The organism is Burkholderia sp. BCC1999 (assembly GCF_905339975.1).
In the GTDB taxonomy this organism is placed as follows: domain Bacteria; phylum Pseudomonadota; class Gammaproteobacteria; order Burkholderiales; family Burkholderiaceae; genus Burkholderia.
Genome location: NZ_CAJPHP010000006.1, coordinates 67,391 through 89,958, shown reverse-complemented (window position 1 = coordinate 89,958; position 22,568 = coordinate 67,391). Strand labels below are relative to the sequence as shown.

The 22,568-nt window shown below is 69.2% G+C and carries 21 protein-coding genes; 9 read left to right on the top strand and 12 right to left on the bottom strand.

Annotation, left to right across the window (positions count from 1 at the left end):
• Positions 1–33 precede the first annotated feature (33 nt).
• Positions 34–2,133, bottom strand: a complete 2,100-nt coding sequence (locus tag U5809_RS10220; protein ID WP_322086406.1) for a pyridoxamine 5'-phosphate oxidase family protein — start codon at positions 2,131–2,133, stop codon at positions 34–36.
• Positions 2,134–2,169: 36 nt separating this feature from the next.
• Positions 2,170–2,814, bottom strand: a complete 645-nt coding sequence (locus tag U5809_RS10215; RefSeq protein WP_322086405.1) for a glutathione S-transferase — start codon at positions 2,812–2,814, stop codon at positions 2,170–2,172.
• A 126-nt stretch (positions 2,815–2,940) separates the two neighbouring features.
• On the opposite strand from U5809_RS10215, the gene U5809_RS10210 reads away from it, so the two are divergent.
• Entirely contained in the window at positions 2,941–3,885 is a 945-nt protein-coding gene (locus tag U5809_RS10210; RefSeq protein WP_322086404.1) for a LysR family transcriptional regulator, read from the top strand.
• A 30-nt stretch (positions 3,886–3,915) separates the two neighbouring features.
• On the opposite strand, the gene U5809_RS10205 is transcribed toward U5809_RS10210, so the two are convergent.
• From U5809_RS10205 to U5809_RS10195, 3 genes are all read right to left on the bottom strand, one after another.
• On the bottom strand, positions 3,916–4,245 hold the full coding sequence (locus U5809_RS10205) for a type II toxin-antitoxin system RelE/ParE family toxin (RefSeq protein WP_322086403.1): 330 nt from the start codon (positions 4,243–4,245) through the stop codon (positions 3,916–3,918).
• Positions 4,242–4,514, bottom strand: a complete 273-nt coding sequence (locus U5809_RS10200) for a type II toxin-antitoxin system Phd/YefM family antitoxin (RefSeq protein ID WP_322086402.1) — start codon at positions 4,512–4,514, stop codon at positions 4,242–4,244. Before U5809_RS10200 ends, U5809_RS10205 begins: the two co-directional genes overlap by 4 nt.
• A 101-nt stretch (positions 4,515–4,615) precedes the next feature.
• On the bottom strand, positions 4,616–5,272 hold the full coding sequence (locus tag U5809_RS10195) for a TetR/AcrR family transcriptional regulator (RefSeq protein ID WP_322086401.1): 657 nt from the start codon (positions 5,270–5,272) through the stop codon (positions 4,616–4,618).
• Between the two features lie 88 nt (positions 5,273–5,360).
• Between U5809_RS10195 and U5809_RS10190 the strand changes: the two genes are divergently transcribed.
• From U5809_RS10190 to U5809_RS10180, 3 genes are read left to right on the top strand one after another with little or no spacing between them, the layout of a single operon-like run.
• Positions 5,361–6,287 (top strand): SDR family NAD(P)-dependent oxidoreductase, encoded by a 927-nt coding sequence (locus tag U5809_RS10190; RefSeq protein ID WP_322086400.1) that lies wholly within the window; start codon positions 5,361–5,363, stop codon positions 6,285–6,287.
• The gene (locus U5809_RS10185) at positions 6,284–7,867 is read left to right on the top strand and encodes an NAD(P)/FAD-dependent oxidoreductase (RefSeq protein ID WP_322086399.1); all 1,584 of its coding nucleotides are present in this window, start codon (positions 6,284–6,286) and stop codon (positions 7,865–7,867) included. Before U5809_RS10190 ends, U5809_RS10185 begins: the two co-directional genes overlap by 4 nt.
• Before the next feature lie 7 nt (positions 7,868–7,874).
• Positions 7,875–8,858 (top strand): alpha/beta fold hydrolase, encoded by a 984-nt coding sequence (locus tag U5809_RS10180; protein WP_322086398.1) that lies wholly within the window; start codon positions 7,875–7,877, stop codon positions 8,856–8,858.
• Positions 8,859–8,915: 57 nt separating this feature from the next.
• Here the strand turns inward: U5809_RS10180 and U5809_RS10175 are convergent, their stop codons facing one another.
• On the bottom strand, positions 8,916–9,314 hold the full coding sequence (locus U5809_RS10175; RefSeq protein WP_322086397.1) for a carboxymuconolactone decarboxylase family protein: 399 nt from the start codon (positions 9,312–9,314) through the stop codon (positions 8,916–8,918).
• A gap of 360 nt (positions 9,315–9,674) precedes the next feature.
• Here U5809_RS10175 and U5809_RS10170 point away from each other — a divergent pair, with 360 nt between their 5' ends.
• From U5809_RS10170 to U5809_RS10155, 4 genes are all read left to right on the top strand, one after another.
• The gene (locus tag U5809_RS10170; RefSeq protein ID WP_322086396.1) at positions 9,675–11,963 is read left to right on the top strand and encodes a collagen-like triple helix repeat-containing protein; all 2,289 of its coding nucleotides are present in this window, start codon (positions 9,675–9,677) and stop codon (positions 11,961–11,963) included.
• Positions 11,964–12,083: 120 nt separating this feature from the next.
• Positions 12,084–13,367 (top strand): isoprenylcysteine carboxylmethyltransferase family protein, encoded by a 1,284-nt coding sequence (locus U5809_RS10165; protein WP_322086395.1) that lies wholly within the window; start codon positions 12,084–12,086, stop codon positions 13,365–13,367.
• Between the two features lie 579 nt (positions 13,368–13,946).
• On the top strand, positions 13,947–14,615 hold the full coding sequence (locus U5809_RS10160) for a histone acetyltransferase (RefSeq protein WP_322086394.1): 669 nt from the start codon (positions 13,947–13,949) through the stop codon (positions 14,613–14,615).
• A gap of 56 nt (positions 14,616–14,671) precedes the next feature.
• The gene (locus U5809_RS10155) at positions 14,672–15,244 is read left to right on the top strand and encodes an NADPH-dependent FMN reductase (protein ID WP_322086393.1); all 573 of its coding nucleotides are present in this window, start codon (positions 14,672–14,674) and stop codon (positions 15,242–15,244) included.
• Between the two features lie 79 nt (positions 15,245–15,323).
• On the opposite strand, the gene U5809_RS10150 is transcribed toward U5809_RS10155, so the two are convergent.
• Positions 15,324–15,629 carry a DUF4148 domain-containing protein gene (locus U5809_RS10150; protein ID WP_322086392.1) on the bottom strand — a complete coding sequence of 102 codons (306 nt, stop codon included), beginning with the start codon at positions 15,627–15,629 and terminating at the stop codon, positions 15,324–15,326.
• Between the two features lie 246 nt (positions 15,630–15,875).
• On the opposite strand from U5809_RS10150, the gene U5809_RS10145 reads away from it, so the two are divergent.
• A complete protein-coding gene (locus U5809_RS10145) occupies positions 15,876–16,379 on the top strand; it encodes a DM13 domain-containing protein (RefSeq protein WP_322086391.1) in 504 nt (167 codons plus the stop codon).
• 33 nt (positions 16,380–16,412) lie between these two features.
• Here U5809_RS10145 and U5809_RS10140 read toward each other — a convergent pair whose 3' ends face one another.
• The 5 genes from U5809_RS10140 to U5809_RS10120 all read right to left on the bottom strand — a co-directional run bounded on the left by U5809_RS10140 (position 16,413) and on the right by U5809_RS10120 (position 22,444).
• Positions 16,413–17,021, bottom strand: a complete 609-nt coding sequence (locus U5809_RS10140) for a DUF2894 domain-containing protein (protein WP_322086390.1) — start codon at positions 17,019–17,021, stop codon at positions 16,413–16,415.
• Positions 17,018–17,662 (bottom strand): OmpA family protein, encoded by a 645-nt coding sequence (locus U5809_RS10135; protein WP_322086389.1) that lies wholly within the window; start codon positions 17,660–17,662, stop codon positions 17,018–17,020. The genes U5809_RS10140 and U5809_RS10135 overlap by 4 nt, the downstream gene beginning before the upstream one ends.
• 3 nt (positions 17,663–17,665) lie before the next feature.
• Entirely contained in the window at positions 17,666–20,713 is a 3,048-nt protein-coding gene (locus U5809_RS10130) for a DUF802 domain-containing protein (RefSeq protein WP_322086388.1), read from the bottom strand.
• Positions 20,714–20,723: 10 nt separating this feature from the next.
• Positions 20,724–21,500: a DUF3348 domain-containing protein gene (locus tag U5809_RS10125; protein WP_322086387.1), complete on the bottom strand. Its 777-nt coding sequence runs from the start codon at positions 21,498–21,500 to the stop codon at positions 20,724–20,726.
• 305 nt (positions 21,501–21,805) lie between these two features.
• Entirely contained in the window at positions 21,806–22,444 is a 639-nt protein-coding gene (locus tag U5809_RS10120; RefSeq protein WP_322086386.1) for a LysE family translocator, read from the bottom strand.
• Positions 22,445–22,568 lie beyond the last annotated feature (124 nt).

The following is a 22,568-nucleotide window of genomic DNA, read 5'->3' as shown; positions in this document are numbered from 1 at the left end:
CAGGCCATCTGCGGCGGCATGTCGCAGGGGCCATCAGCGGTCGAGCACGAGCGCCTCCGACCCTTGCGCGGGCCGCGCGACGCACAGCAGCGCGCAGCCCGGTTCGACCGGCGCATCGGGCGTTTGCTCGTAGTCGACCGCACCGGACAGCACGCGCGTCGCGCACGTGCCGCACGAGCCGGACCGGCATTCGGACGGCACGGCAACCCCCTGCCCCTCGGCGAACTCGAGCAGCGGGCCGTCGGCGGATGTCCATGCGGCTTCGCGCCCCGTGCGCCGGAAGACGACCGGCACGCTCGCCGCAGGCGGCGTGGCAGACGTGCGGGTTGCGGTGCGTGCAACGCTCGACGGCCCGAACGCCTCGAAGCGGATGCGTTCGTCCGGCACGTTCAACGCACGCAGCCCGTCGTACAAGTCGCGCATGAACGCCGCCGGCCCACACAGGTAGAAGTCGTAGTCGTCGAACGACAGGATCCGCTTCAGCTGCGCGATGTCGATGCGGCCGGCCTGCGCTGCCGAGCCTTCGTCAGGATGACTGTCGAACCAGTGGAGCGACAGGCGTGGATCGGTGGCCGCGACGCGCGTCAGTTCCGCCGCGAACGGCCGGTCGGCCGCTTCACGCGCGCCGTGCACGAACACGATGCGGCGCAACGGTTGATCGTCGGCCAGCGCGCGGCGCAGCATCGCGATCATCGGCGTGATGCCGATACCGGCCGACACGAGCACGGCCGGGCGCGGGCTCGCAAGATCGAACGTGAAGCGGCCGCGCGGCATCTGCGCGTCGAGCGTCATGCCCGCCCACGCGTGATCGTGCAGCCATGCCGATACGCGCCCCTCGCGCTTCACGGTGATCCGGTAATGCGTGTTGCCCGGCGCATCGGACAGCGTGTAGCTGCGAATCGACGGCGCATCGCTGCCCGGCAGCGCAACGCGCAGCGTCAGGTGCTGCCCGGCGTCATAGGCCGGCAGCGCGCCGCCATCCGCCGCTTCGAAATGAAACGAACGGATCGCGCGCGCTTCGTCGACGATCTTCGCGATGCGCAGCGGCCGCCATGCGGGTGCCGATGCGGAGAGCGATTCTGATGCCGGTGCCGGTGGCGTTGCCGATGCCGATGCGGACTGCACCGGGCCGCCCGCCGCACCCGCACCCGCACCCGTGCCCGCTGCCATCGCCGCGAACTGCGGCGCGCGTTCGACCGCCGACCACCGGAACGGCAGCACCGCGCGCAAGCGCCGCACTTCCCGCACATGGAACCGCACGACGCGCTGCGCGCCGTCGAACGACGCGACGAGCGGCCCGTCCCATACGATTTCCGCCCGCGCGGCCACGACCAGCAGGTCGCCGCTGTCGAAATCGATGAACAGCAGCCCCGCGCGCGGATCGTGCTGCAGGTTGCCGAGCGTGTTGAAGAAGCGGTTGCCGCTGAAATCCGGCGTCGTCAGCGTGTGTGCATCGTCGACGCGCACGAAACCCGGCATCCCGCCGCGATGCGACACGTCCGCACCGCGCGCGGCCCCCGCGTCTGCAGACGTGTTCGCGCTCGCGACGAAGAACGTGTCGGCCTGCGCGAGCAGCACACGATCGGCGTCGCTCAATGCGTCCGACACGTCGGGCTCGACGGCGGCATCGACTTCGCGTGCCACGAAAGTGGGCTTGCGGCCCTGGATGTACTTCGCGCAGTTGCCGAAGCTCTGCTCGACCGCGATCGTCAACGCATCGCCGTCGACCGCGCGCACGACGCCGTTCACGCGATTGCGCCGCCGCGTATCGAATTCGATACCGAGCCCGCCGAGCGCCGCGCCCGGCTGCCACGCGCCGGCCAGCGGATCGCCCGGCAGCGCGCGCGCCGCGATGCGCAGCGTGCGGGCGTCCGGCGACGCGACGAAACCCGGCTCGCCCGCGCGCAACGTCGCCCACGGCTGGCCGTGCGCATCGACGCCGCCGATCACGAAGAACGGCAATTGCGCAAAGAACGTCCGGTGCTGGTCCGGCATGAAACGCCGGATTCCGCGCCGGCCGGCCGAACCCGCGGCCTCCGTCACGCCCGCGCGCTGCTGCACGGCGAGCTCGCCCGCATGAAACGGCGCGGTGTCGAGTTCCCAGCCCGGTACGACGGCGGTCGGTGCGTTCATCGCGTTCTCCCTGGACAGGCGCGGCTTCGGTGATCGTTACGCGGCGAGCAGGCCCGCGCGCGTCGCCGGCATGCCGACGAAGCCCGGCAGCGCCTCGACACGCGCCAGCCACGCACGCACGTGCGGATACGGCTCGAGCGACACGCCGCCTTCCGGGGCGTGCGCGATATACGTGTACGCGGCGATGTCCGCGATCGTCGGCTGCGTGCCGGCCGCGAACGGCTTGCCGACCAGCTCGCGATCGATCACGTCGAGCACCTTCGCGGCCGTGCGCTTGGCCGCCTCCGGGTCGAGCGGCGCGCCGAACACGGTCACGAGCCGTGCGGCGGCCGGGCCCGACGCGATTGGGCCGGCCGCATACGACAGCCAGCGCTGCACCACGGCCGCGCCGGCCGGATCGTCGGGCAGCCAGTGCGCGTCGCCGTAGCGCTTCGCGAGGTACACGAGGATCGCGTTCGAATCGGCGATCACGGTGCCGCCGTCGTCGATCACCGGCACCTGCCCGAGCGGATTGAGCGCGAGGAACGCCGGCTCGCGTTGCGCGCCGGCCGCGAGATCGACGTCGACGGTCTCGGACGGCAGGCCGAGCAGCGACAGGAACAACCTGACGCGGTGCGCGTGCCCCGAGAGCAGGAACGAATACACGCGGATCGGCGAGGCGGGCTTGCTGGCGGCAGACATGGAAACACTCCGGAATCTCGCGCCGCCGGGAGTCGGCGACGAACGGCTCCAGCGTAGCGCTCGCCGTTCATGGCCAGAAGACGGATAATCGCTGAAACATTATCCGCTCTCATAGGACAATCGACGATGGCCGATCTGCGCGACGTGAACCTGAACCGGCTGGCGATCTTCGTCGCGGTGGTCGATGCCGGCTCGCTGACGGCCGCGGCCGAGCGGCTCGGCCTCGCGAAGACGGTCGTCAGTACACACATGCAGCGCCTCGAATCCGAGATCGGCGCGAACCTGCTGGTACGCACGACGCGGCGGCTGAGCGTGACCGATGCGGGGCGCACGTTCTACGACGCGTGCCGCGACATCCTGCGCGCGACCGAAACCGCGCTGGATGCGGTGTCGTCCGACGCGGGGCCGCTGCGCGGCACGCTGCGCGTGAGCGTGCCGATCGACTACGGCGCGCTGGTCGTCGCGCCGGCCGTCGTCGCGCTGCGCGACCTGCATCCGGCGCTCGATGTGGAACTGGTCGCGAACGACCGCGTCGTCGACCTCGTCGCCGACAACCTCGACGTCGCGATCCGGATCGGCCGCCTCGCCGATTCGAACTATCGTGCGGTGCAGCTCGGCACCTACGAGAAATGGCTGGTTGCGAGCCCCGCGTTCATCGCGCGATACGGGCTGCCGCGCGATACGGATGCGCTCGCCGCGCTGCCGTTCGTGATGCTGTCGACGCTGCCGCGCCCGCATACGCTCGAACTCGACCACGAGAGCGGCGGCAGCGCGGCGGTCCGCTGCGTCGCGCCGGTGGTGTCGAACACCGCGACCGCATGCCGCGCGATCGTGCTCGCGGGCGGCGGCTTCGGGCTGCTGACGGATTTCTCGACCGCGGACGACGTCGCGGCCGGCCGGCTTGTGCGGCTGCTGCCGGGGTGGCACACCGCGCCGGCCGGGATCCATGCGGTGTATCCGTCGACGCGGCTGCCGTCGCCGAAGGTGCGGGCGTTCATCGATGCGATGAAGGCGAGGATTGCGGAAACGCGGCCTGTGGGCCCGGCGGCAAAGCGCGGAAGCGTGCGTTAGGTCGCGGGGAAATACGGAGGCCGGGAGCGCTCAATGCGCGAGCATGAGCCTTCGCATCAGCAAGGACTTCGGGTCCTTGCGCGTATCGCAGACGATATGGACATACAGGGTATCGCCGCGAACCTCGTAAATGACACGATTCATTCCCGCGATGATCTGGCGGTACTGCGTCAAGCCGACATTCGCCAGTTCATCCTGAACCCTGCCTTGATCGGGGAGGACTCGAATCGATGCAACGGCGTTCTTGATCTCGTCGTAACTCGAGCGCCAGGTCGCCGCCCCGAAGTTCGATACGACATAGCGTTTCAGCGCCTTCAAATCATCTTCTGCAGACCGAATAAAAACGGCGCGAAGCGTCATTGTTCATCGTCCTTGTCGAGATCCGCGAACACGTCCTCGACAGGACGAAATTGCCCTTTTTCGATTTCCCGGTTGCCCAGCGCAAGCAGCTTGAGGAGCGCGAGAGTCTCCTCATGCTCCTCATAGGATTTGACATCCATGACGACAAGCTTCGCCTCGCCATTCTGGGTAATCAACATCGGCTCGCGGCTCTCCGAAAGATCCTTGACGATCTCGGCCGCGTGACTCTTGAGATAGCTGATTGGCTTGACTTGAGTAGAGAATTTCATGCGAAGCGCCCGCTGTCCGATCACGATGAGACCGATTATAGTCCGAATTTAGTCTTACCTTGGACGGAAAGGCACCGGTGCGGGGCCGACTGTCCCTTTCCCTACCCCGCCTCCCGCAACGTCCCCAGCAGCACCTTCCTGCAACTCGCGATCATCTGCGCCTCCGAATCGCGATATTCGGTGAGCAACCACGCCGCGCCGACGTTCGTCATCGCACCGACGAGCGCGAGCCCGATCAGTCGTTGCTCGGTGCGCTCCGCGGGCGTCGCCGCTTCACCCGGCGCGCCGATCGCCATGATCAGCTTGCCGAAGTCGATCAGCATGCGCTGGTACGTCATGTCGGTGTCCGCGCTCACGCCCATCACCTCGAGCAGCAGCACGCGCGCCGCGCACGGGTCACGCAGGAACGCGAAGAACGCGGCGAGCCCCGCGTCGACGCTCTCGCGCAGATCGCCGCCGCGCGCGGCCACCGCTTGCGCGACCGCGTCATGCAGTTGCTGCGCGTGATGCAGGTAGGTGCAGCGCAGCAACTCCTCGGTGCTGTCGAACGCCGCATAGAAATAGCGATCGTTCAGCTTCGCTTCCTGGCAAATCGACCGCACGGTCGCCTTGCGGAACCCGACCGTGCCGAACACGCGCGTCGCCGCGCGGATCAACGCGTCGCGCCGCTCGGCGGCCCGCACCTCGGGCGCGACGCCGCCGTACGACCGGCCCCTTTTTTCCGTTTCGAGTGCTTTCTCCATTCCGCTATTTGACATCAGGACACCCGAAAACTAAAGTGGTGACGACCAACACCACAATAGACGCGCCGCCGATGCAGCGCAAGCGGAACGGGAGGAACGACGGATGAAGGGGTTTTCCGGGAAGGTTGCCGCGATCACGGGCGCCGGTTCGGGCATGGGCCGCAGCCTCGCGGTCGAGCTCGCGCGGCGCGGCTGCGAGGTCGCGCTCGCCGATGTCAACGAAACCGGGCTCGCCGGCACGGCGGCTGCCTGCGCGCAGCACGGCGTACGCGTGAGCACGCGGCGGCTCGACGTCTCCGACCGCGACGCGGTGTTCACGTGGGCCGATTTCGTCCGCGCCGAACACGGGAAGGTCAACCTGATCTTCAACAACGCGGGTGTGTCGCTGGCCGCCAGCGCCGAGACCGCGCGCCTCGCCGATCTCGAATGGATCGTCGGCATCAATTTCTGGGGCGTCGTGCACGGCACGCAGGCGTTCCTGCCGCACCTGCGCGCGTCGGGCGACGGTCACGTCGTCAACACGTCGAGCCTGTTCGGCCTCGTCGCGATGCCGACGCAAAGCGCGTACAACGCAACCAAGTTCGCGGTGCGCGGCTTCACCGAGGCGCTGCGGATGGAACTCGAACTCGACGGCGCGCCGGTGAGCGCGACCTGCGTGCATCCGGGCGGCGTCGCGACCAGCATCGTCGACGCGGGCCGCGTCGACACCAGCATCCGCGCGCTGACGGGCCAGGACGAAGCGACCCATCGCCGCCAGGCGAACCGCCTGATCAACGCAACGACGGCCGACGACGCCGCGCGGCAGATCCTCGCGGGCGTCGAGCGCAACGCGCGCCGCGTGCTCGTCGGCGCAGACGCGCGCCGGCTCGACCGGATCGCGCGCCTGCTCGGCGCCGGTTACCAGTGGCTGATGCTGCGCCACGTGCGCCGTGCCCGCGCACGCAACCTCCGCCCGAAGGAAGTCCCCATGGGAGACCGCGCGCACGCTCCGGCCGCGCACCCGACCACGCCGACCAAGGACCTCGCATGACCTCGACGACGACCGACCGGCGCGACGCGCCGCCCGCCCCCGGCGCCCGCCGCGACAGTGGCGACAACCGCGACCTCGACGTGCTGATCGTCGGCGCCGGCCTGTCCGGCATCGGCGCCGCGTATCACCTGAAGCAGCGCTGCCCGTATGCGAGCGTGGCCATCGTCGAAGCGCGCGACGCGATCGGCGGGACCTGGGACCTGTTCCGTTATCCGGGCGTCCGTTCGGATTCCGACATGTTCACGCTCGGCTACAGCTTCCGCCCGTGGCACAGCGACAAGGCGATCTCGGACGGCCAGACGATCCTCGACTACATCCGCGACACCGCGCGCACGTACGGTATCGACAAGACGATCCGCTACGGCCAGAAGGTCGTCGCGGCCGACTGGGATTCGAACCGCGCACGCTGGACGGTACGCATCGAGCGCACGCAGGGCGGCACGACCGACACGCTGGTGTATACGTGCCGCTTCCTGTTCATGTGCAGCGGCTACTACGACTACGACGCCGGCTACCGGCCCGACTGGCCCGGCATGGACACGTTCGAGGGCAAGCTCGTGCATCCGCAACACTGGCCGAAGGACCTGTCGTACGCGAACCGGCGCGTCGTCGTGATCGGCAGCGGCGCGACGGCCGTCACGCTCGTACCGTCGATGGCGGCCGACGCGCAGCACGTGACGATGCTGCAGCGCTCGCCGACCTACATCGTGTCGCTGCCCGCACGCGACAAGATCGCGAACGCATTGCGGCGCGTGCTGCCGTCGCGGCTCGCGCACCGGCTCGTGCGCGTGAAGAACGTGCTGCTGACGATCTACCTGTACAACGTGTCGCGCCGCAAGCCCGACCAGACGAAGAAGTTCATCATCCGCGCGGCCAGCAAGCAGCTCGGCCCCGACTTCGACGTCGCGAAGCACCTGACGCCGCGCTACATGCCGTGGGACCAGCGCGTGTGCCTCGTGCCGAACGGCGACCTGTTCAAGTCGATCCGCGCGGGCCGCGCATCGATCGTCACCGACGAGATCGAGCGTTTCACGCCGACCGGCCTCAAGCTGAAGAGCGGCCAGCAGCTCGACGCGGACGTGATCGTCACCGCGACCGGGCTGAAGGTGAAGATGCTCGGCGGTGCACGCGTCACGGTTGACGGCCGCGCGGTCGACCTGCCGGAGACCGTGTCGTACAAGGGCATGATGTACAGCGACGTGCCGAACCTCGCGTCGTCGTTCGGCTACACGAATGCGTCGTGGACGCTGAAGGCCGAGCTGATCGCGCGCTACGTGTGCCGGCTGCTCAACCACATGCGCGCGAACGACTACGACACGTGCGTGCCGCGGCTCGGCGCCGGCGAACTCGGCGACGTGCCGGCCGTCAACCTGAGCTCGGGCTACATCCAGCGCGCGGCCGGCATCCTGCCGAAACAGGGCCATCACAAGCCGTGGAAATTCCACCAGAACTACGTGCGCGATCTCGCCTCGCTGAAGTTCAGCGCGCTCGCCGATTCGGCGATGCATTTCGAACGCCGCGCGAAAGCCGGCACGACCGCCACGGCGGCGGTTGCCGAACCCGCACTCGAAACCCGTTGAGGCCGACATGACCCATACGCTCCATCTGATCCAGAACGTGCTGCTCGGCGTCGTGGCGGTGCTCGCCGCGCTCGCGCTGTTTACCGGTTACGTGGCCCGGCGCGTGACGCGCGCGTTTCCGCCCGAAGGCCGCTTCGTCGACATCGGCGGCGACCGCATCCATTACGTCGAATACGGCAACGGCCCGCCGATCGTGTTCGTCCACGGGCTCGCCGGGCAGTTGCGCAACTTCGCGTACCTGCCACTTGCACGGCTCGCGCAGCAGCATCGCGTGATCCTCATCGACCGGCCGGGCGCCGGCCGGTCGATCCGCGGCGCGGGTTCGCAGGCGAACGTGTACGCGCAGGCCCGCACGGTCGCCGCGTTCATCGACGCGCTGCGGCTCGACAAGCCGGTGCTGGTCGGCCATTCGCTCGGCGGCGCGATCGCGCTGGCGGTCGGCCTCAACCATGCGGACCGCGTGAGCCGGCTCGCGCTGATTGCGCCGCTGTCGCACGAGCAGACCGAGCCGCCGGCGCCGTTCAAGCCGCTGATGCTGCCGTCGCCGCTCGTGCGCCGCTTCGTGTCGTGGACCTTCGCGATCCCGTTGACGATCCTGACCGGCCGCAAGGCCGTGCGCCAGGTGTTCGCGCCGGAAGACGTGCCGCGCGACTTCCCGGTCAAGGGCGGCGGCCTGCTCGGGATGCGCCCGCACGTGTTCTACGCGACGGCGACGGACCTGCTGTCGGCGCCCACCGACCTGCCCGCGATGGAGCGCCGCTACGCGGATCTCGCGCTACCGGTCGACGTGCTGTACGGCCGCGCCGATCCGATCCTGAACTGGCGCGAGCACGGCGACGCGCTCGCGAAGAAGTCGGCTCGGGTGCGGCTGAAGGTCGTAGACGGCGGGCACATGCTGCCGGTCACGATTCCGGATGCGACGGCCGACTGGCTGCTCGAAGTCGCCGCCGCGCCGGCCGAAGAGGCCGCACCGACGGCACGCATCGCGTAAGCCGCGACTGCTTGGCCACGCCTGATTCCGCGCCCCGCAGCCGGCGCGGCGGCGGAATCAGGCTTCTTCGTCGGGCACCGACAGCCCGAGATCCGATATCACCTCTCGCGCGCTGCGGAACGCCTCGACCGCGGCCGGCGCGCCCGCATACAGCGCGCTGTGCAGCAACACCTCGCGGATCTCGACAAGGCTCGCGCCGTTGTTGAGCGCACCGCGAATGTGGCCCTTCAGTTCCGTGCCGCGGCCGAGCGCCGCCAGCATCGCGCACGTACACAGGCTGCGCGTCTTCAGGTCGATCCCGCCCCGCTGCCACGTGCTGCCCCACGCGTGTTCGTTCAGCCAGTTCTGCAACGGACGCGAAAATCCGTCGAGGTCGCGCATCGCGCGCTCGACGAATGCCTCGCCCATCACCTCGATCCGCCGCGCCTTGCCGTCTTCCCTGTCCTGTTCGCTCATGTCCGTGTCCTGGTTGAAGTCGTGGCCGCTTCGGCATCGCCGGCGGCCGGGCGTTTTCGGGCCATGTTCCCGGGGCCCGGACGTTTCGTCAAAGACGCGGCCCTCGGTTCGCGGCCGCCCGTGTCGCGCGATGTCGAACGCTACGTAACATCGCGCCGCGCGTTACGTCTGCTTACGGGAACATCGCAACGACCCGCCGGCGGCACCGTACATGCCCGCCGCGCGAAACCACCTTTACTCCGTTTAAATCGCGTCGATATTCCCGATTCATGCAACAAAGCGCGACACCGTTTCAGGAAACCGGTCGTGGCGCGGAATTTGCAGAGGAGGCATGGACACACTTCCAATGTCGAGGCCAACATGCACAAACTCTTCAAGAAGACGACGGTAACGATGGCCGTCTCGTCACTGCTCGCGCTGTACGGCTGCGGCTCGGTCGATGGACCGACGACCCCGCCGACGATCAAGCCGAGCACGTCCGGGACGGGTGGCAGTTCGGGGACTTCGGGTACGTCGGGCGGTGGGACGTCTGGCGGTGGGACGTCGGGCGGTGGGACGTCTGGCGGCGGGACGTCGGGTAGTTCCGGTACCTCCGGCACCTCGGGCACCTCCGGTACGTCGGGCACTTCCGGCACCTCGGGCACTTCCGGTACGTCAGGTACTTCCGGTACGTCGGGCACTTCCGGCACTTCCGGCACCTCGGGCACCTCGGGCACCTCCGGCACGTCGGGCACCTCCGGTACGTCGGGAACTTCCGGCACCTCGGGCACTTCCGGTACGTCGGGCACTTCCGGTACGTCGGGTACTTCCGGTACGTCGGGCACCTCCGGTACGTCGGGCACCTCCGGTACGTCGGGCACCTCCGGTACGTCGGGCACCTCCGGTACGTCGGGCACTTCCGGCACCTCGGGTACTTCCGGTACGTCGGGTACTTCCGGCACCTCGGGTACTTCCGGCACCTCGGGCACCTCCGGCACCTCGGGCACCTCGGGCACCTCCGGCACCTCCGGCACCTCCGGCACTTCCGGCACTTCCGGCACCTCGGGCACTTCCGGTACGTCGGGTACTTCCGGCACCTCGGGTACTTCCGGCACCTCGGGCACCTCGGGCACCTCCGGCACGTCGGGCACCTCCGGCACGTCGGGCACCTCCGGCACCTCGGGCACCTCCGGTACATCGGGTACGTCGGGCACCTCGGGCACTTCCGGCACGTCGGGCACTTCCGGCACCTCCGGTACGTCGGGTACCTCCGGCACCTCGGGCACCTCCGGTACGTCCGGCACCTCCGGCTCCGGCGTCACCCCCCTCGGCAATGTCCTCCAGAAATCCGGCAACCTCGTGACGGCGCTCGGCACGACGGTCGCGAACGGCGGCGGCCAGATCGGCGGCGTGCAGATCCCCGGCACGAACCCGACGACGGCCACCAGCGTGGGCAACGCAGTCACGAGCCTCGGCAACGGCGTGCAGGCGCTCGGCAACGGTGTCGCGGCCGGCCTCGGCTCGATCGGCGTGTCGGCGAACCCGCTCGGACCGACGCTGACGTCGACCACCGGCCTGCTGACCGGCGCCGGCGGCGCGGTCAACAACCTCGGCAACGCGGTGAAGAGCCTCGGCTCGGGCCCGCTGTCGCCGCTGTCGCCCGTCACGACGCTCGTCGGCGATCTCGTCAACACCGTCGGCGGCGCCGTCAACTCGACCGCGTCGGGCCTGAACACGGCGCTGAACAGCTCGCCGGTCCAGCAGCTCGAAACGCAGATCGGCAAGGTGATCAACCCGATCACGAACACGCTGACCGGCGGCGTCACGACGCCGGGTGCGACGCAAACGCTCGGCGGCGTCACGCTGCTCGGCACGCCGCTCAACGGCCTGCTGAGCGCGCTCGGCAACGGCCTCGCGCTTGCCGGCACGAAGGTCGGCGGCGCGACCGACAACCCGGTCGGCACGGGCCTCGGCGGCGTCGTGGCCCAGCTCGGCAACACGGTGACGTCCGCCGGTGGCCTCGTCCACGACAACAACGCGGGCAGCTCCAGCAGCGGCTCGGGCGGCAGCAACCCGCTCGCCCCGATCACCGGCCTGCTCGGCACGCTGACTGGCGGACTCGGCGGCGGCAGCTCGAGCGGTTCGGGCGGCACCAGCGGCACGAGCGGCGGCCCGCTCGGGCCGGTCACGGGCCTGCTCGGCTCGCTGACGGGCGCGCTCGGCGGCCTCGGTGGCACCAGCGGCACCGGCGGGACGAGTGGCACCGGCGGCACCGGCGGCACCAGCGGTACCGGTGGCGCGGGCCTCGGCGGCCTGCTGGCGCCGGTCACGAACCTCGTCAACTCGCTGACGCCGCTCGGCGCGAGCCTCACGGGCACGGTCACGACGCCGGGCGGCAACGTGACGGGCACCCTCGGCGGCCTGCTGTCGAGCGGCCCGGTCGGCACGCTGACAGGTGCGCTGACGACGCCGGCCGGCGCGGCCGGCGCCACCGGCACGGTCAGCCCCGGCGGCGCAGCCGGCACGGTGACGACACCGGCTGGCGGCGGCTCCGTGGTTGGCGGCCTGACCGGCGGCTCGAACGGTGGCGCCGCGGGCGGTGCCGGCAACCTGCTGTCGCCGGTGACCAACCTGCTCGGCGGTCTGCTGGGCGGCGGCACCAAGAAGTAACGCTTCACCTATCAGAACGACAGGCCAATGGCCGGGCGCGCATCCATACAAAGCCCGGCCGACGGCCGGCGTCACCCGCCAAGCGGGGGCGCCGGCCCTCATCCGTACGAGGATCCGATCATGAACTCCACGCTCGACGGCATCGTCGCTGCCCAGGACCGCCCACCGCGTTCCGCCACGCCCTTCCGCGCCGGCCTGCTCGGCATCACGGCAGGCCTCCTCGCGCTGTGGATCACGCGCGACCATCCGACGCTCGACGCGGCCACGCGCGCGGTCATCGCCAGCCTCGCGATCATCGGCACGATCGCGCTGCACGAACTCTTCATCTCGCGCGTCTACCTGCGCCCGAGCGCGGGGCTGTCGCGGCAGGCTGTCCGGCCGCTCGGCATCGCGCGTGTCGCGACGCGGCTCGGCGCGCTGACGTCGATCTACGCGGGCATCGGCATCCTCTACTGGCTGCTGCCCGAATACCATGGCGCGTTCTACCTGCCGTTCTGGTCGCTGCTGCGCTCGCTCGCGCCGTACGTGATCGTCGCCGCGCCGTTCTACTTCGCGTGGATGGACCGTCACCAGCGCGAGACCGACGACGCGTACCTGCTGTGGGGCCGCTTCCTGTTCCGCCGCGAGCAGCCCGCGAGCTGGAAGCCGGTGCGCGAGATGCTCGCCGGCTGGGGCGTGAAGGCGTTCTTCCTGCCGCTGATGACGGTCTACCTGTCGAAGGACGCCGATCACCTGAGCGCGTCGCTCGCGAACGCGATGCACGCGCCGATGTCGATCGCGGCCTTCGTGTTCATGTACGACCTGTCGTTCACGATGGACCTGATGTTCGGCACGGTCGGCTACCTGTGCACGTTCCGCATCCTCGACAGCCACGTGCGCACCGTCGAGCCGACGACGCTCGGCTGGGTGGCCGCACTGATCTGCTACCAGCCGTTCTGGTCGCTGATCTCGAACAACTACATCCGCTACGAAGGTTCGGTGTTCTGGGACAACTGGCTGCTGTCGGCGCCGACGCTGCGCGTGATCTGGGGCGCGGTGATCATCCTGCTGCTGCTGACCTACGCGCTGTGCACGATCTCGTTCGGGTTGCGGTTCTCGAACCTCACCAACCGCGGGATCATCACGTCGGGCCCGTACCGCTTTACCAAGCATCCGGCGTACATCACGAAAAACCTGTCGTACTGGATGGTGTCGGTGCCGTTCGTCGAGCCGCTCGGCTGGCAGATCGGGCTCATGCACTGCGCCGGGCTCGTCGCGGTCAACCTGATCTATTACACGCGCGCGAAAACGGAAGAGCGTCACCTGATGCGCGATCCCGACTATCGCGCGTATGCCGAATGGATCGCGCAGCATGGGCTGTTCGCGCGGGTCCGGCAGGCTTTCGGGGGGCGGCAGCCGGCGTGACGTCTCCGGTTGCGACCGGTGCCGGGGGGCGGTGTACGCCGTTCCGGCCGTCGCACGGGTGGTAGCAGCCCCGCACTGACGCCGGGCGCGCCTCGCACACCTTCGACCGCCTGGCGGCGCATGCCCGCCTGCATCGCCGAACGCATCGATGCACGGCCCCTTGCGGCCAATTGTCGCGAAAGAGTGCGATTCTCCGCTTTTCATCGCTTTTCTCCGCCAGTCCGATTGCCCGCCCCCGGCACGTCGCGTATGGTGCTGGCCGTCCGCGCACGATCCGTCGCCCGGACTCCGACCGTCGTCCCGCACGACGGCCGTGCGGGCCGTGCCCGCCGCTCACCGTCTCCGCGATGCCGCCCGCCGGCATCGCGCATTCATGAGGAAAGAGGCGTGATCCACAAAGTCCTGATCCTGTTCGCACTCTGCATCGCGGGCCTCGCCGCGATCGCCGCCGGTTTCCAGCACATCCCCAGCTGATTCGCGGCCCCGGCTCGCTTCGCCGAGCACGGGGGCCGCACCCATTCCTGTTCCCTTTTGCGATGAACCCCTTTCTCGAACCGCCCGGGACGGGCGACCTTTGCCATGCGTATCGACGTACAGCATTCCCAACACGACATCGACGACGAACTCGACACACTTCATGAGCGCCTCCACCAGCCGGGCCACCGCCTGCACGGCCTGCCGGCCGTCGCACTCGGCCGCTCGGGCCTGATCGTCCGCCACCGCGAAGCGGACGGCGAATACTTCCTGTACGTCGAGGATCCGGCCGCGCGCCAGCTCGCCGGCTACACGGTATTCAACCGCCTGCCCGAAATCCCCCGCCGCGCCGATCGCTACCTGCGCGCGCCGCATACGCGGCTGCGCGGCTCGGCGCAACGCAAGGGCCTCGCGACGACGCTGTACCGCTGGGGGCTCGACGCGGGCCTGTGCCTGATCAGCGGCGCGCGCCAGTCGATCGGCGCCGCGCAGCTGTGGACAGCGCTCGCGCACGATTACCGGCACGGCTTCGTCGATGTCGAAGGTCGCGCGCTGCGCTTTCTCGGCGATACCGTTGCCGACGATGTGCATGGCGCACTGCATACACGGCGGCTGTTGCTCGGCCATGGATGGACGATGAAGGAATTCGCGCGGGCGGCCGGGATGAGCGACGCGGAACCGGCCCGGTGCGACCCCGCGGCGGCTTTCAACGCGGCACCGCGGAGTGCAAGCGTCGGCCGCGCACGCCACGCCACGGGAACGCCGATGCGATAATCCGTCCGGACCGCGCGATGCGGCTACGCACTGCGCGCCAACCGACACACCCATCGATGACCACCGATCCCCGAACCGACGCCGAGCGCCACATCGACATCGTCGCGCTGTGCGGCAGCCTCCGCGCGCAGTCGTACAACGCCGCGCTGCTCGACGCGGCCGCGCTCGTCGCGCCGCGCGGCATGCATATCACGCGCTTCGATCGCCTCGGCGAATTCCCGTTGTTCAATCCCGACGCCGAGTTTCCGTCGCCCTCCGCCGTGCGCGACCTGATCGATCGCCTGAACGCAGCCGACGGCGTGGTGATCGCGAGCCCGGAATACGCGCACGGCGTGACGGGCGTGATGAAGAATGCGCTGGACTGGGTCGTGGGATGCGAGGCCGTCGTGTACAAGCCGGTCGCAGTGCTGAATGCGTCGCCGCGCGCGACGCATGCAGACGCGGCGCTACGGGAAACGCTATCGGTGATGTCGGCTCGCATCGTCGAACCTGCGTCGATCGCACTGCCGATCCTCGGCAGCCAGCTCGACGCGGCGGGCATCGCCGCGCATCCGCCGTTCGCGTCGGCACTGGTCGATGCGTTGCACGCGCTCGGCGCGGTGATTGCCGACAGCAGGTCGACGCGCTGACGTTGGGTATCCGTCAATCCATCGCAGTCCGGATTGATTGGACGTTGCGCCCGCCGACAGACGCAACGTCCTACCCGGATCATCGTCCGCGATAGATCGGCCGGTCGGCTGCGATCGGACCCGATTCGCTCGCGGCCGGCGCTGCCATTCCGTATCCGCTGGTATCGGCCGTCGACGCGCCGGTCGATCCGATCTTCTTCAGCGCTTCCGACAGCCGCGCCGGATAGTACGGGTCTTCGCCGGTCTGGCGGTAGCCGGCCGCGCGCAGTGCGGCCAGCTCGGCCTTCACCTCCGCGCGCGTCACGGCGGACTGCGGCGCGGCCCATGCGGAAACGGAAGCGGTCGCGGCAACCGTCGCAAGAACATACAGAGCAAGCTTGTTCATTTGATCTCTCCTGAGCATCGACGATGTTGTCGACGGAGAGTGAGTCGATCCGCGCGCGCAAAGATGACACACGCCGACGAGAAAAATCCGGCGCCGCGCCGCAATGCAGCTGTCGCGCGGCGGGCCCGCCAGAAACGGCGTGTTCAACGGAAAGGGAAAACCGATCGGCTGTCAGATTCCGCCCGCTCGCGCGACTACGGGCATGTGGCCCTGCGCCACCCTCTGTTCTCGCTCAAAGGGTCCGACATGAAAACCGGAATCTGGGTACTGATCGCATCGCATCTCGCGACGGGTCTCATGGCGTTTGCCGCGGGCATCTACGTGCTGCCGATCCTCACGGCATCGGAGAGCGCAAGCGCCGTCGAACTGCAACTGGCCGCGGAAAACGCACGGCATACCGGCCGCTTCGAACGCGGCCTGCCGGGAAGCGACGCGTTGCACTGGGCGGACGGCAAGCTGACGATCACCGATACGTCGATCGCGTTCGAAGGCGACGTCGCACCGGGGCCCGACTACAAGATCTATCTCGTGCCGGAATTCGTCGACACCCAGGCGTCGTTCGTCGCGATCAAGGCGCGTGCCGCGCGCGTGGGCGACCTCAAGACCTTCGGCAATTTCGTCGTGCCGCTGCCCGCCGACGTGAATCCCGCACAATACACGTCGGTCGTGATCTGGTGCGAACGCTTTTCGAAATTCATCAGCGCGGCCCGGTATCAACACGCGGCAGCGTCGGGCCAGCTATCGATGTAGCCGGCCGCCGCTTCCGCGGTGCACGCTCGCGCGCTAGCGGCTCTTGCTCCGCGTGGCCTTCTTCGCCACCTTCGCACGCGGCGCTTCCTTCTCGGGCTGCGCGCCGCCGCCGGCGAGATCCTCGAGCCAGGCGAGCGCATCGACGTACGACAGGAACTGCTGCAGATATTCCGGCGACAGCTCGCGCATCGTCGCGAGCGACCGGTGCACGAGACTGTTCGAATTGAGCGGCCCCGCGTTGCGCGGCACCTGGTCGAGCGACTGCCGGTACTGTTGCTCGGTGCGGACTTTCGACCACATCGTGCGGAAGTAGTCGACCAGTTCGGGATCGAGCCCGCGCCGGTCGGCCTGCGCATCGCGCGCGAGCCGCTCGACGAGCACCGAGAGCGCGCCACGCGGCGACGCAACCCGTGCCGCAATGCCCACAGCCGGCGCTGCCTCCGCCCGCGCAACGACTTCCGCGTAGCCTTCGATCAACGTCGCCAGCCGCGCGTCGAGCAAGGCGCGCGCGTCGCCGCCGAGCGCGGCCGCGCGCCGTTCGAGCGCGTCGATCCGATGAAAGCGCACGGGATCGAACCGGTCGGCGCCCTGCTCGCGCCATGCGTCGAGCGTCGCGCGGACGTGCGTCGCGTCGTCCGTCACTTCGCCTTCCCTCCGTTCGAGGCCGACTTGCGCGGCACCGGCGCAATCTCCACGCGGCGGTTCTTCGCGCGGCCTTCATCGTCCGCATTCGAGCTGACCGGTTGCTCGGAACCGAACGCGGCCGCGAACACCGACGACGCCGGCACGCCAGCATCGATCAGCGCACGCGTGACCGTCAATGCGCGCTTGGCCGACAGTTCCCAGTTGTCCGCGAACAGGCGGTTGCCGGCATGCACCTGCTGGTCGTCGGCGAAGCCGCTGATCATCAGGATCTCGTCGCGCGTCGTCAGGTACGTGGCCAGCGGTACGGCCAGCGTCTTCAGCAGGTCACGGCCCGCGGGCTGCAACTGGTCGGAGTTCAATGCGAACAGCACGTTGCCGCTGATGCCGATGCGCCCGTTCACGAGCGTCACGCGGCCGGCCGCGAGCGGCCCGGCGAGCGCCTGTTCGAGCGACTTGCGCTGCTGCGCTTCGAGCTGGCGCGCCCGCACGGCTTCCTCGAGCTTCGACGTGAGCTGGAGCTGCATGCCGATCACGCCGACGAGAATCAGCACGAACGCACCGAGCAGCACCGACATCAGGTCGGCGAACGCGGGCCATACCGGCGCCGATTCCGCGCCGCCGTCGATTTCGTCGTGCATGCGTTACGCTCCGACGGGCGCGCGCCGGCCGGCGAGCTGCTGCAGATCCTCGACGATCTGCTTCTGCGACATCATGCTCAGGTCGATCACTTCGCGCGCCTGCGCGACGTAGTACTCGAGCTGCTCGTCGCTGCGCGCGAGCGATTTCTCGAGCGCGGCCTCGATGCGCTGCAGATGGGTCAGCAGCTTGTCGTTCGACTCGCCGAACACCTGCACGGCCATCCCGAACGCATCGCCGAGGCTCGCCACCTCGACGGCGCCGGCCGTGACCTGCGCCGCCACCGAATCGAGCTTGCGCGTTTCGGCATCGACGGTATCGTTGAAGCGTGCGCCGACGCGATCGAGCAGGTCGGCCGACGTGCTGACGAGCGCGTCGATCGCGGTGCGCTGTTCGGTCGATGCGTGGTTGACCGCACCGAGCAGCGTTTCGAGCGTCGCGAGCAGGCGGCTGCGCTCCTCGAGCATCGCGGTGTCGTGCACCAGGCTGTCTGACAGGCGCTGGCGCAGCTCGGCGACGACGTCGGCCGCGGCCTTCGGCGCTTCCGACGCGGCTTGCACGAGGCGCGCGATCTCGTTGATCGTGTCGCTGGCGTGCACCTGCGCCTGTGCGGTGATGTCGTTCGCGGTGCGGGTCAGCGTGTCGCAGATGTCCTGCTGGCGCGTCGCGGCTTGCGCGCTCGTTTGCGCCCATTCGTCGCGCAGCGCGGCCGCCATCGCGGCGAGCGAATCGTTCCATGCGGACAGGCGGGCTTCGTCGCGTGCGGCGAGCTGCGTTTGCAGGCCCGCGTGCGAATCGCGGATCGTCGCCAGCAAGTCGTTCGAGCGTTGTTCGAACGTCGAAGCCTGTGCGGTGAGATCGCGCGTCGTTTGCGCGAGCGCGTCGCAGATTTCCTGCTGACGGCCGGCGCTATGCACGCCCGCGCGCTGCCATTCGTCGCCGAGCTTCGCGGCCATTGCCGACAGCGAGTCGTTCCACGCCGACAGACGTTCTTCGTCGCGTGCGGCCAGTTGCGATTGAAGGCCCGTGTGCGAATCGCGGATCGTCGCCAGCAAGTCGTTCGAGCGTTGTTCGAACATCGAAGCCTGCGTGCTGAGGTCGCGCGTCGTTTGTGCAAGCGCGTCGCAGATTTCCTGCTGACGCCCGGCGCTATGCACGCCTGCGCGTTGCCATTCGTCGCCGAGCTTCGTGGCCATCGCGGCCAGTGAGTCGTTCCACGCCGACAGGCGTTCTTCGTCGCGTGCCGCCAGTTGCGATTGAAGGCCCATATGCGAGTCACGGATCGTCGACAGCAGATCGTTCGAGCGTTGTTCGAACGTCGAAGCCTGCGCGGTGAGGTCGCGCGTCGTTTGCGCGAGTGCGTCGCAGATTTCCTGCTGACGCCCGGCGCTATGCACGCCTGCGCGTTGCCATTCGTCGCCGAGCTTCGTGGCCATCGCGGCCAGCGAATCGTTCCATGCCGACAAACGCGCTTCGTCACGTGCGGCCAGTTGCGATTGAAGGCCCGTGTGCGAGTCACGGATCGTCGACAGCAGATCGTTCGAGCGTTGTTCGAACGTCGAAGCCTGCGCGGTGAGGTCGCGCGTCGTTTGCGCGAGTGCGTCGCAGATTTCCTGCTGACGCCCGGCGCTATGCACGCCTGCACGCTGCCATTCGTCGCCGAGCTTCGCGGCCAGCGCGGCCAGCGAATCGTTCCATGCCGACAAACGCGCTTCGTCACGTGCGGCGAGTTGCGATTGAAGACCCGCGTGCGACTCACGCATCGCGGCGAGCGTCGCGCCCGAATGGCGCTCGAACGTCGCGGCGGCTTCGCCCAGCGCACGCGCGTGCTGGCTCGCGAGCGTCTCGCCGACCTGCTCCTGGCGCGACAGCGCATCGCGCCACGCATCCGACAGGCGGCCTTCGGTCGATTCGAGGCGCGTCGCGACGCCGTCGAGCAAATCCGTCGAACGCTGCGCGAAGGTATCGGTGAACTGACCGAGCGTCGTCCGCAGTTGCTGCGCGACGGCGTCGCCCGCCTGCCGTTGTTCGTCGATCGCGCGGTGCCAGACGGCCGTCACGTTGCCGGTGGTCTTCTCGAAGCCGTCCGTCAGCCCGTCGAGCTGACGCTGCACGGCGCCCGTCACGGTGTCGCGCAGCGCGGCCATCTCCTGCGCCAGCCCCGTCATCGTCGCGGCGACGACCGGCTGCAGCGCGGCGCCGGCCACACGTGCGCTTTCGGCGGCGCTTTCCTTCAGCGCGTCGCCGACGTTCGACGCGAGGCCTGCGTACGCGCGCTCGGTCCGGTCGAAAAACGCCTGCTGGCTTTCGATCTGGCGATCGTGCAGCGCGACGCTGCGCGCTTCGAGCGTCGTCATCATCGTCTGCAACCGGTCGACCAGCGCCGGCATCACGTCGGCCTGGCGCTGCAGCAGCCGGAACGATTCGTCGCGCTGATGCGCGGACGAATGCACGCGCAGCGTCGTCGCGATCTTCGCGTCGAGCTGCTGGGCCGCGTCGACACGCTCGCGTCGCACGAGTGCGGACAGCAAGCCGAGCATCGCGGACGTCGCGACGCCGGCGATCGACGTGCCGAATGCGAACCCGAGGCCCTTCACCGGCGCGATCAGCGATGCGCGGATCGCATCGAGATCGGTCGCGCTTTCGAGCGCGGCGCCCGTGCCCTTCAGCGTGACGACCATCCCGAGCAGCGTGCCGAGCATGCCGAGCAGCACGAGCAGGCCGACGAGGTACGGTGTGAGCGCCGGGCCCGGCAGCGCGACGCGCGCGCCTTCGACCCGGGCGCGCACGGCGCCGCGCAGGCCTGCGGGCAGCGTGTCGAGCCAGGCGTCGAGCTTCGCGGGCGGTTCGGTCAGGCCGGTCACCGCCCGCGACAGCGTGGCGGTCGCCTGGCGGTAGCGCAGCAGTTCCCATGCGCCGGCGACGTAGCACGCGCCGATCAGCAGCGTCACGGCCGACGCCAGCGGGTTCGACGCGACATAGCCGACACCGATCCAGCCCACTGCGAGCAGACCGGTGACGAAGACAACGAGATCAAGGCGAATTCTGGACATAGCGTGTTGATTAGCAGGTGCGAAGGGCCGCGAGCAGCCCGTCTACCGTTTGAAACCGGACTTCGAGTTCGGCAAGCAGGATGCTTTGCATCTCGTCGCGAAACGTATCGAGCCATGTGCCGGGCACGATCGCCGCGACGGCCGTGGTGTCGGCCGCCGCGCCGTCATCGGCCGGATCGGCCGGGCCGGCCGCAGTGGCGGCGGATTCGGCATCGGCCAGCGCCTGCCGTTCCGCGTCGCGCAACCGCCCGAAACGCGTGCCGAGCAGCGCGGGCACGGCCGACAGCAGGCTGCGCTCACGCGCGCCGAGCACGCGCTCCATGATCGTGTCGAGCGTCGCGAGCCGCGCCATCCCGGACGAGCGCGCGGCGAGCGCGACCCGCAGGCGGCCGCGCAACTGGCCGATCGCCGTCTCCATATCCTGTTGCAGCGTCAGGTAACGCTGGCGGAAATCGGCGAAATCGGCCGTATCGGCGGCCGGCGGCGGCAGGTCGCCGGGCCGGCGCCGCGCACGCGGCCGGTTGGTGGCCGTGATCGCCTGCGCGAGGTCGTGGCGCACGCGCGCGCAGTCGCGTTCCGCATCGTAGCCGCGCACGCCGGCCGCGACGCCCGGCGGGCTCGCGGTCAGCGCGGACGACAACGTGATCGCGTCGGTCCAGCCGAGCCACTGGCTCAGCCGGTCGGACAGCGTCTGCCGGGATTCCGCGACGTCGGCATCGGCCAGGCGCGCGAGCAGCCGGACGAGCGTCGGACCGCTCAGCGCCGGGCGCGGAGGTGCTTGCACCATGCTGCAAACCGTCAAAAAAGGCAGCAGTTTACACGTCGTCGGGAGGTCGGCCGCCAGAATCGGGGAAGCGGCGCCGGTCGGCGCGCCGTGCGGCACACGCGAACGCCCGTCAGGCAAGGCTCGGCGGGCAGTGGCCGGGATCCGGGAGGCGCGTCGGCCGCGGCCCGGTGAACGGCCGCGTCATGGGAAAAGGAAGGTGTTTCCGGAAACCCGATGCGCATTCGCGCGGCGGCCCCGGCGGTTCGCTCCGGCGGCCAGCCTGCGGAATGGCCGGCCGTCGTGCGATGCCGATCGGGAATGACAGGTCAGATCCCCGCTTTCGGCGCGTTCAGGATCAGCCGCAGCCCGAGCAGCGTGATCGCGCCGGCCGCGATGCGGTCGACCCACTTCTTCGCGCGCAGGTAGAGCTCGCGTGGGCGGCGCGTCGAGAAGCACAGCGCGACGATCGTGTACCAGCCGAATTCGACGGCGAACACGAGCGGCGGCAGCACGAGGTAGCACCACAGCGGCGGATGCTGCGGGAGCAGCGCCGCGAAGATGCTGCCGTACCAGATTGCCGTCTTCGGGTTGCTGAGCTGGGTCGTGAGGCCCGTCAGGAACGACTTGCGCGCGCTGCCGCCGGCCATCGCCTGCGGATCGTCCATCTCGATCGGCCGGTCGGCGCCGCGCCAGATCTTCGACGCCATGTAGATCAGGTACGCGCCGCCCGCGACCTTGAGGCCCACGTACAGCCATTCGACGGCCTGCAGCAGCGTGTAGAGCCCCGCCAGCGCGACGCCACCGAACACGATGCCGCCGATGCCCATGCCGAGCGCGGTGGCGAGCCCGTCGCGGCGCGACAGCCCGATCGAATTGCGGGCAACCAGCACGAAGCTCGGGCCCGGAATCATCGCGCCGAGAAACAGCGCAGCCAGGATGGCGAGTACGGCAGCCGATGCAGTCATCGAAGTCTCCTTGGTCAGCGACGCCGATTCGCCGGCGCCGGCGTGTCGTTTCCGACGGTCGAGCCGCTGATTCTGGCACGCTTCGCGCGTGGCCGAAAGCGGCTGCACGCTGCTATGCTGGCCC

Excerpts from the sequence above, each read along its gene's own strand:
- U5809_RS10190 (WP_322086400.1), top strand. The coding sequence starts at position 5,361 with ATGAAGGGGTTTTCCGGGAAGGTTGCCGCGATCACGGGCGCCGGTTCG.
- U5809_RS10120 (WP_322086386.1), bottom strand. The coding sequence starts at position 22,444 with ATGACTGCATCGGCTGCCGTACTCGCCATCCTGGCTGCGCTGTTTCTC.
- U5809_RS10125 (WP_322086387.1), bottom strand. The coding sequence starts at position 21,500 with ATGGTGCAAGCACCTCCGCGCCCGGCGCTGAGCGGTCCGACGCTCGTC.
- U5809_RS10205 (WP_322086403.1), bottom strand. The coding sequence starts at position 4,245 with ATGACGCTTCGCGCCGTTTTTATTCGGTCTGCAGAAGATGATTTGAAG.
- U5809_RS10195 (WP_322086401.1), bottom strand. The coding sequence starts at position 5,272 with ATGTCAAATAGCGGAATGGAGAAAGCACTCGAAACGGAAAAAAGGGGC.
- U5809_RS10175 (WP_322086397.1), bottom strand. The coding sequence starts at position 9,314 with ATGAGCGAACAGGACAGGGAAGACGGCAAGGCGCGGCGGATCGAGGTG.
- U5809_RS10135 (WP_322086389.1), bottom strand. The coding sequence starts at position 17,662 with ATGCACGACGAAATCGACGGCGGCGCGGAATCGGCGCCGGTATGGCCC.
- U5809_RS10185 (WP_322086399.1), top strand. The coding sequence starts at position 6,284 with ATGACCTCGACGACGACCGACCGGCGCGACGCGCCGCCCGCCCCCGGC.
- U5809_RS10145 (WP_322086391.1), top strand. The coding sequence starts at position 15,876 with ATGAAAACCGGAATCTGGGTACTGATCGCATCGCATCTCGCGACGGGT.
- U5809_RS10180 (WP_322086398.1), top strand. The coding sequence starts at position 7,875 with ATGACCCATACGCTCCATCTGATCCAGAACGTGCTGCTCGGCGTCGTG.
- U5809_RS10155 (WP_322086393.1), top strand. The coding sequence starts at position 14,672 with ATGACCACCGATCCCCGAACCGACGCCGAGCGCCACATCGACATCGTC.
- U5809_RS10160 (WP_322086394.1), top strand. The coding sequence starts at position 13,947 with ATGCGTATCGACGTACAGCATTCCCAACACGACATCGACGACGAACTC.
- U5809_RS10150 (WP_322086392.1), bottom strand. The coding sequence starts at position 15,629 with ATGAACAAGCTTGCTCTGTATGTTCTTGCGACGGTTGCCGCGACCGCT.
- U5809_RS10165 (WP_322086395.1), top strand. The coding sequence starts at position 12,084 with ATGAACTCCACGCTCGACGGCATCGTCGCTGCCCAGGACCGCCCACCG.
- U5809_RS10170 (WP_322086396.1), top strand. The coding sequence starts at position 9,675 with ATGCACAAACTCTTCAAGAAGACGACGGTAACGATGGCCGTCTCGTCA.
- U5809_RS10220 (WP_322086406.1), bottom strand. The coding sequence starts at position 2,133 with ATGAACGCACCGACCGCCGTCGTACCGGGCTGGGAACTCGACACCGCG.
- U5809_RS10215 (WP_322086405.1), bottom strand. The coding sequence starts at position 2,814 with ATGTCTGCCGCCAGCAAGCCCGCCTCGCCGATCCGCGTGTATTCGTTC.
- U5809_RS10130 (WP_322086388.1), bottom strand. The coding sequence starts at position 20,713 with ATGTCCAGAATTCGCCTTGATCTCGTTGTCTTCGTCACCGGTCTGCTC.
- U5809_RS10210 (WP_322086404.1), top strand. The coding sequence starts at position 2,941 with ATGGCCGATCTGCGCGACGTGAACCTGAACCGGCTGGCGATCTTCGTC.
- U5809_RS10200 (WP_322086402.1), bottom strand. The coding sequence starts at position 4,514 with ATGAAATTCTCTACTCAAGTCAAGCCAATCAGCTATCTCAAGAGTCAC.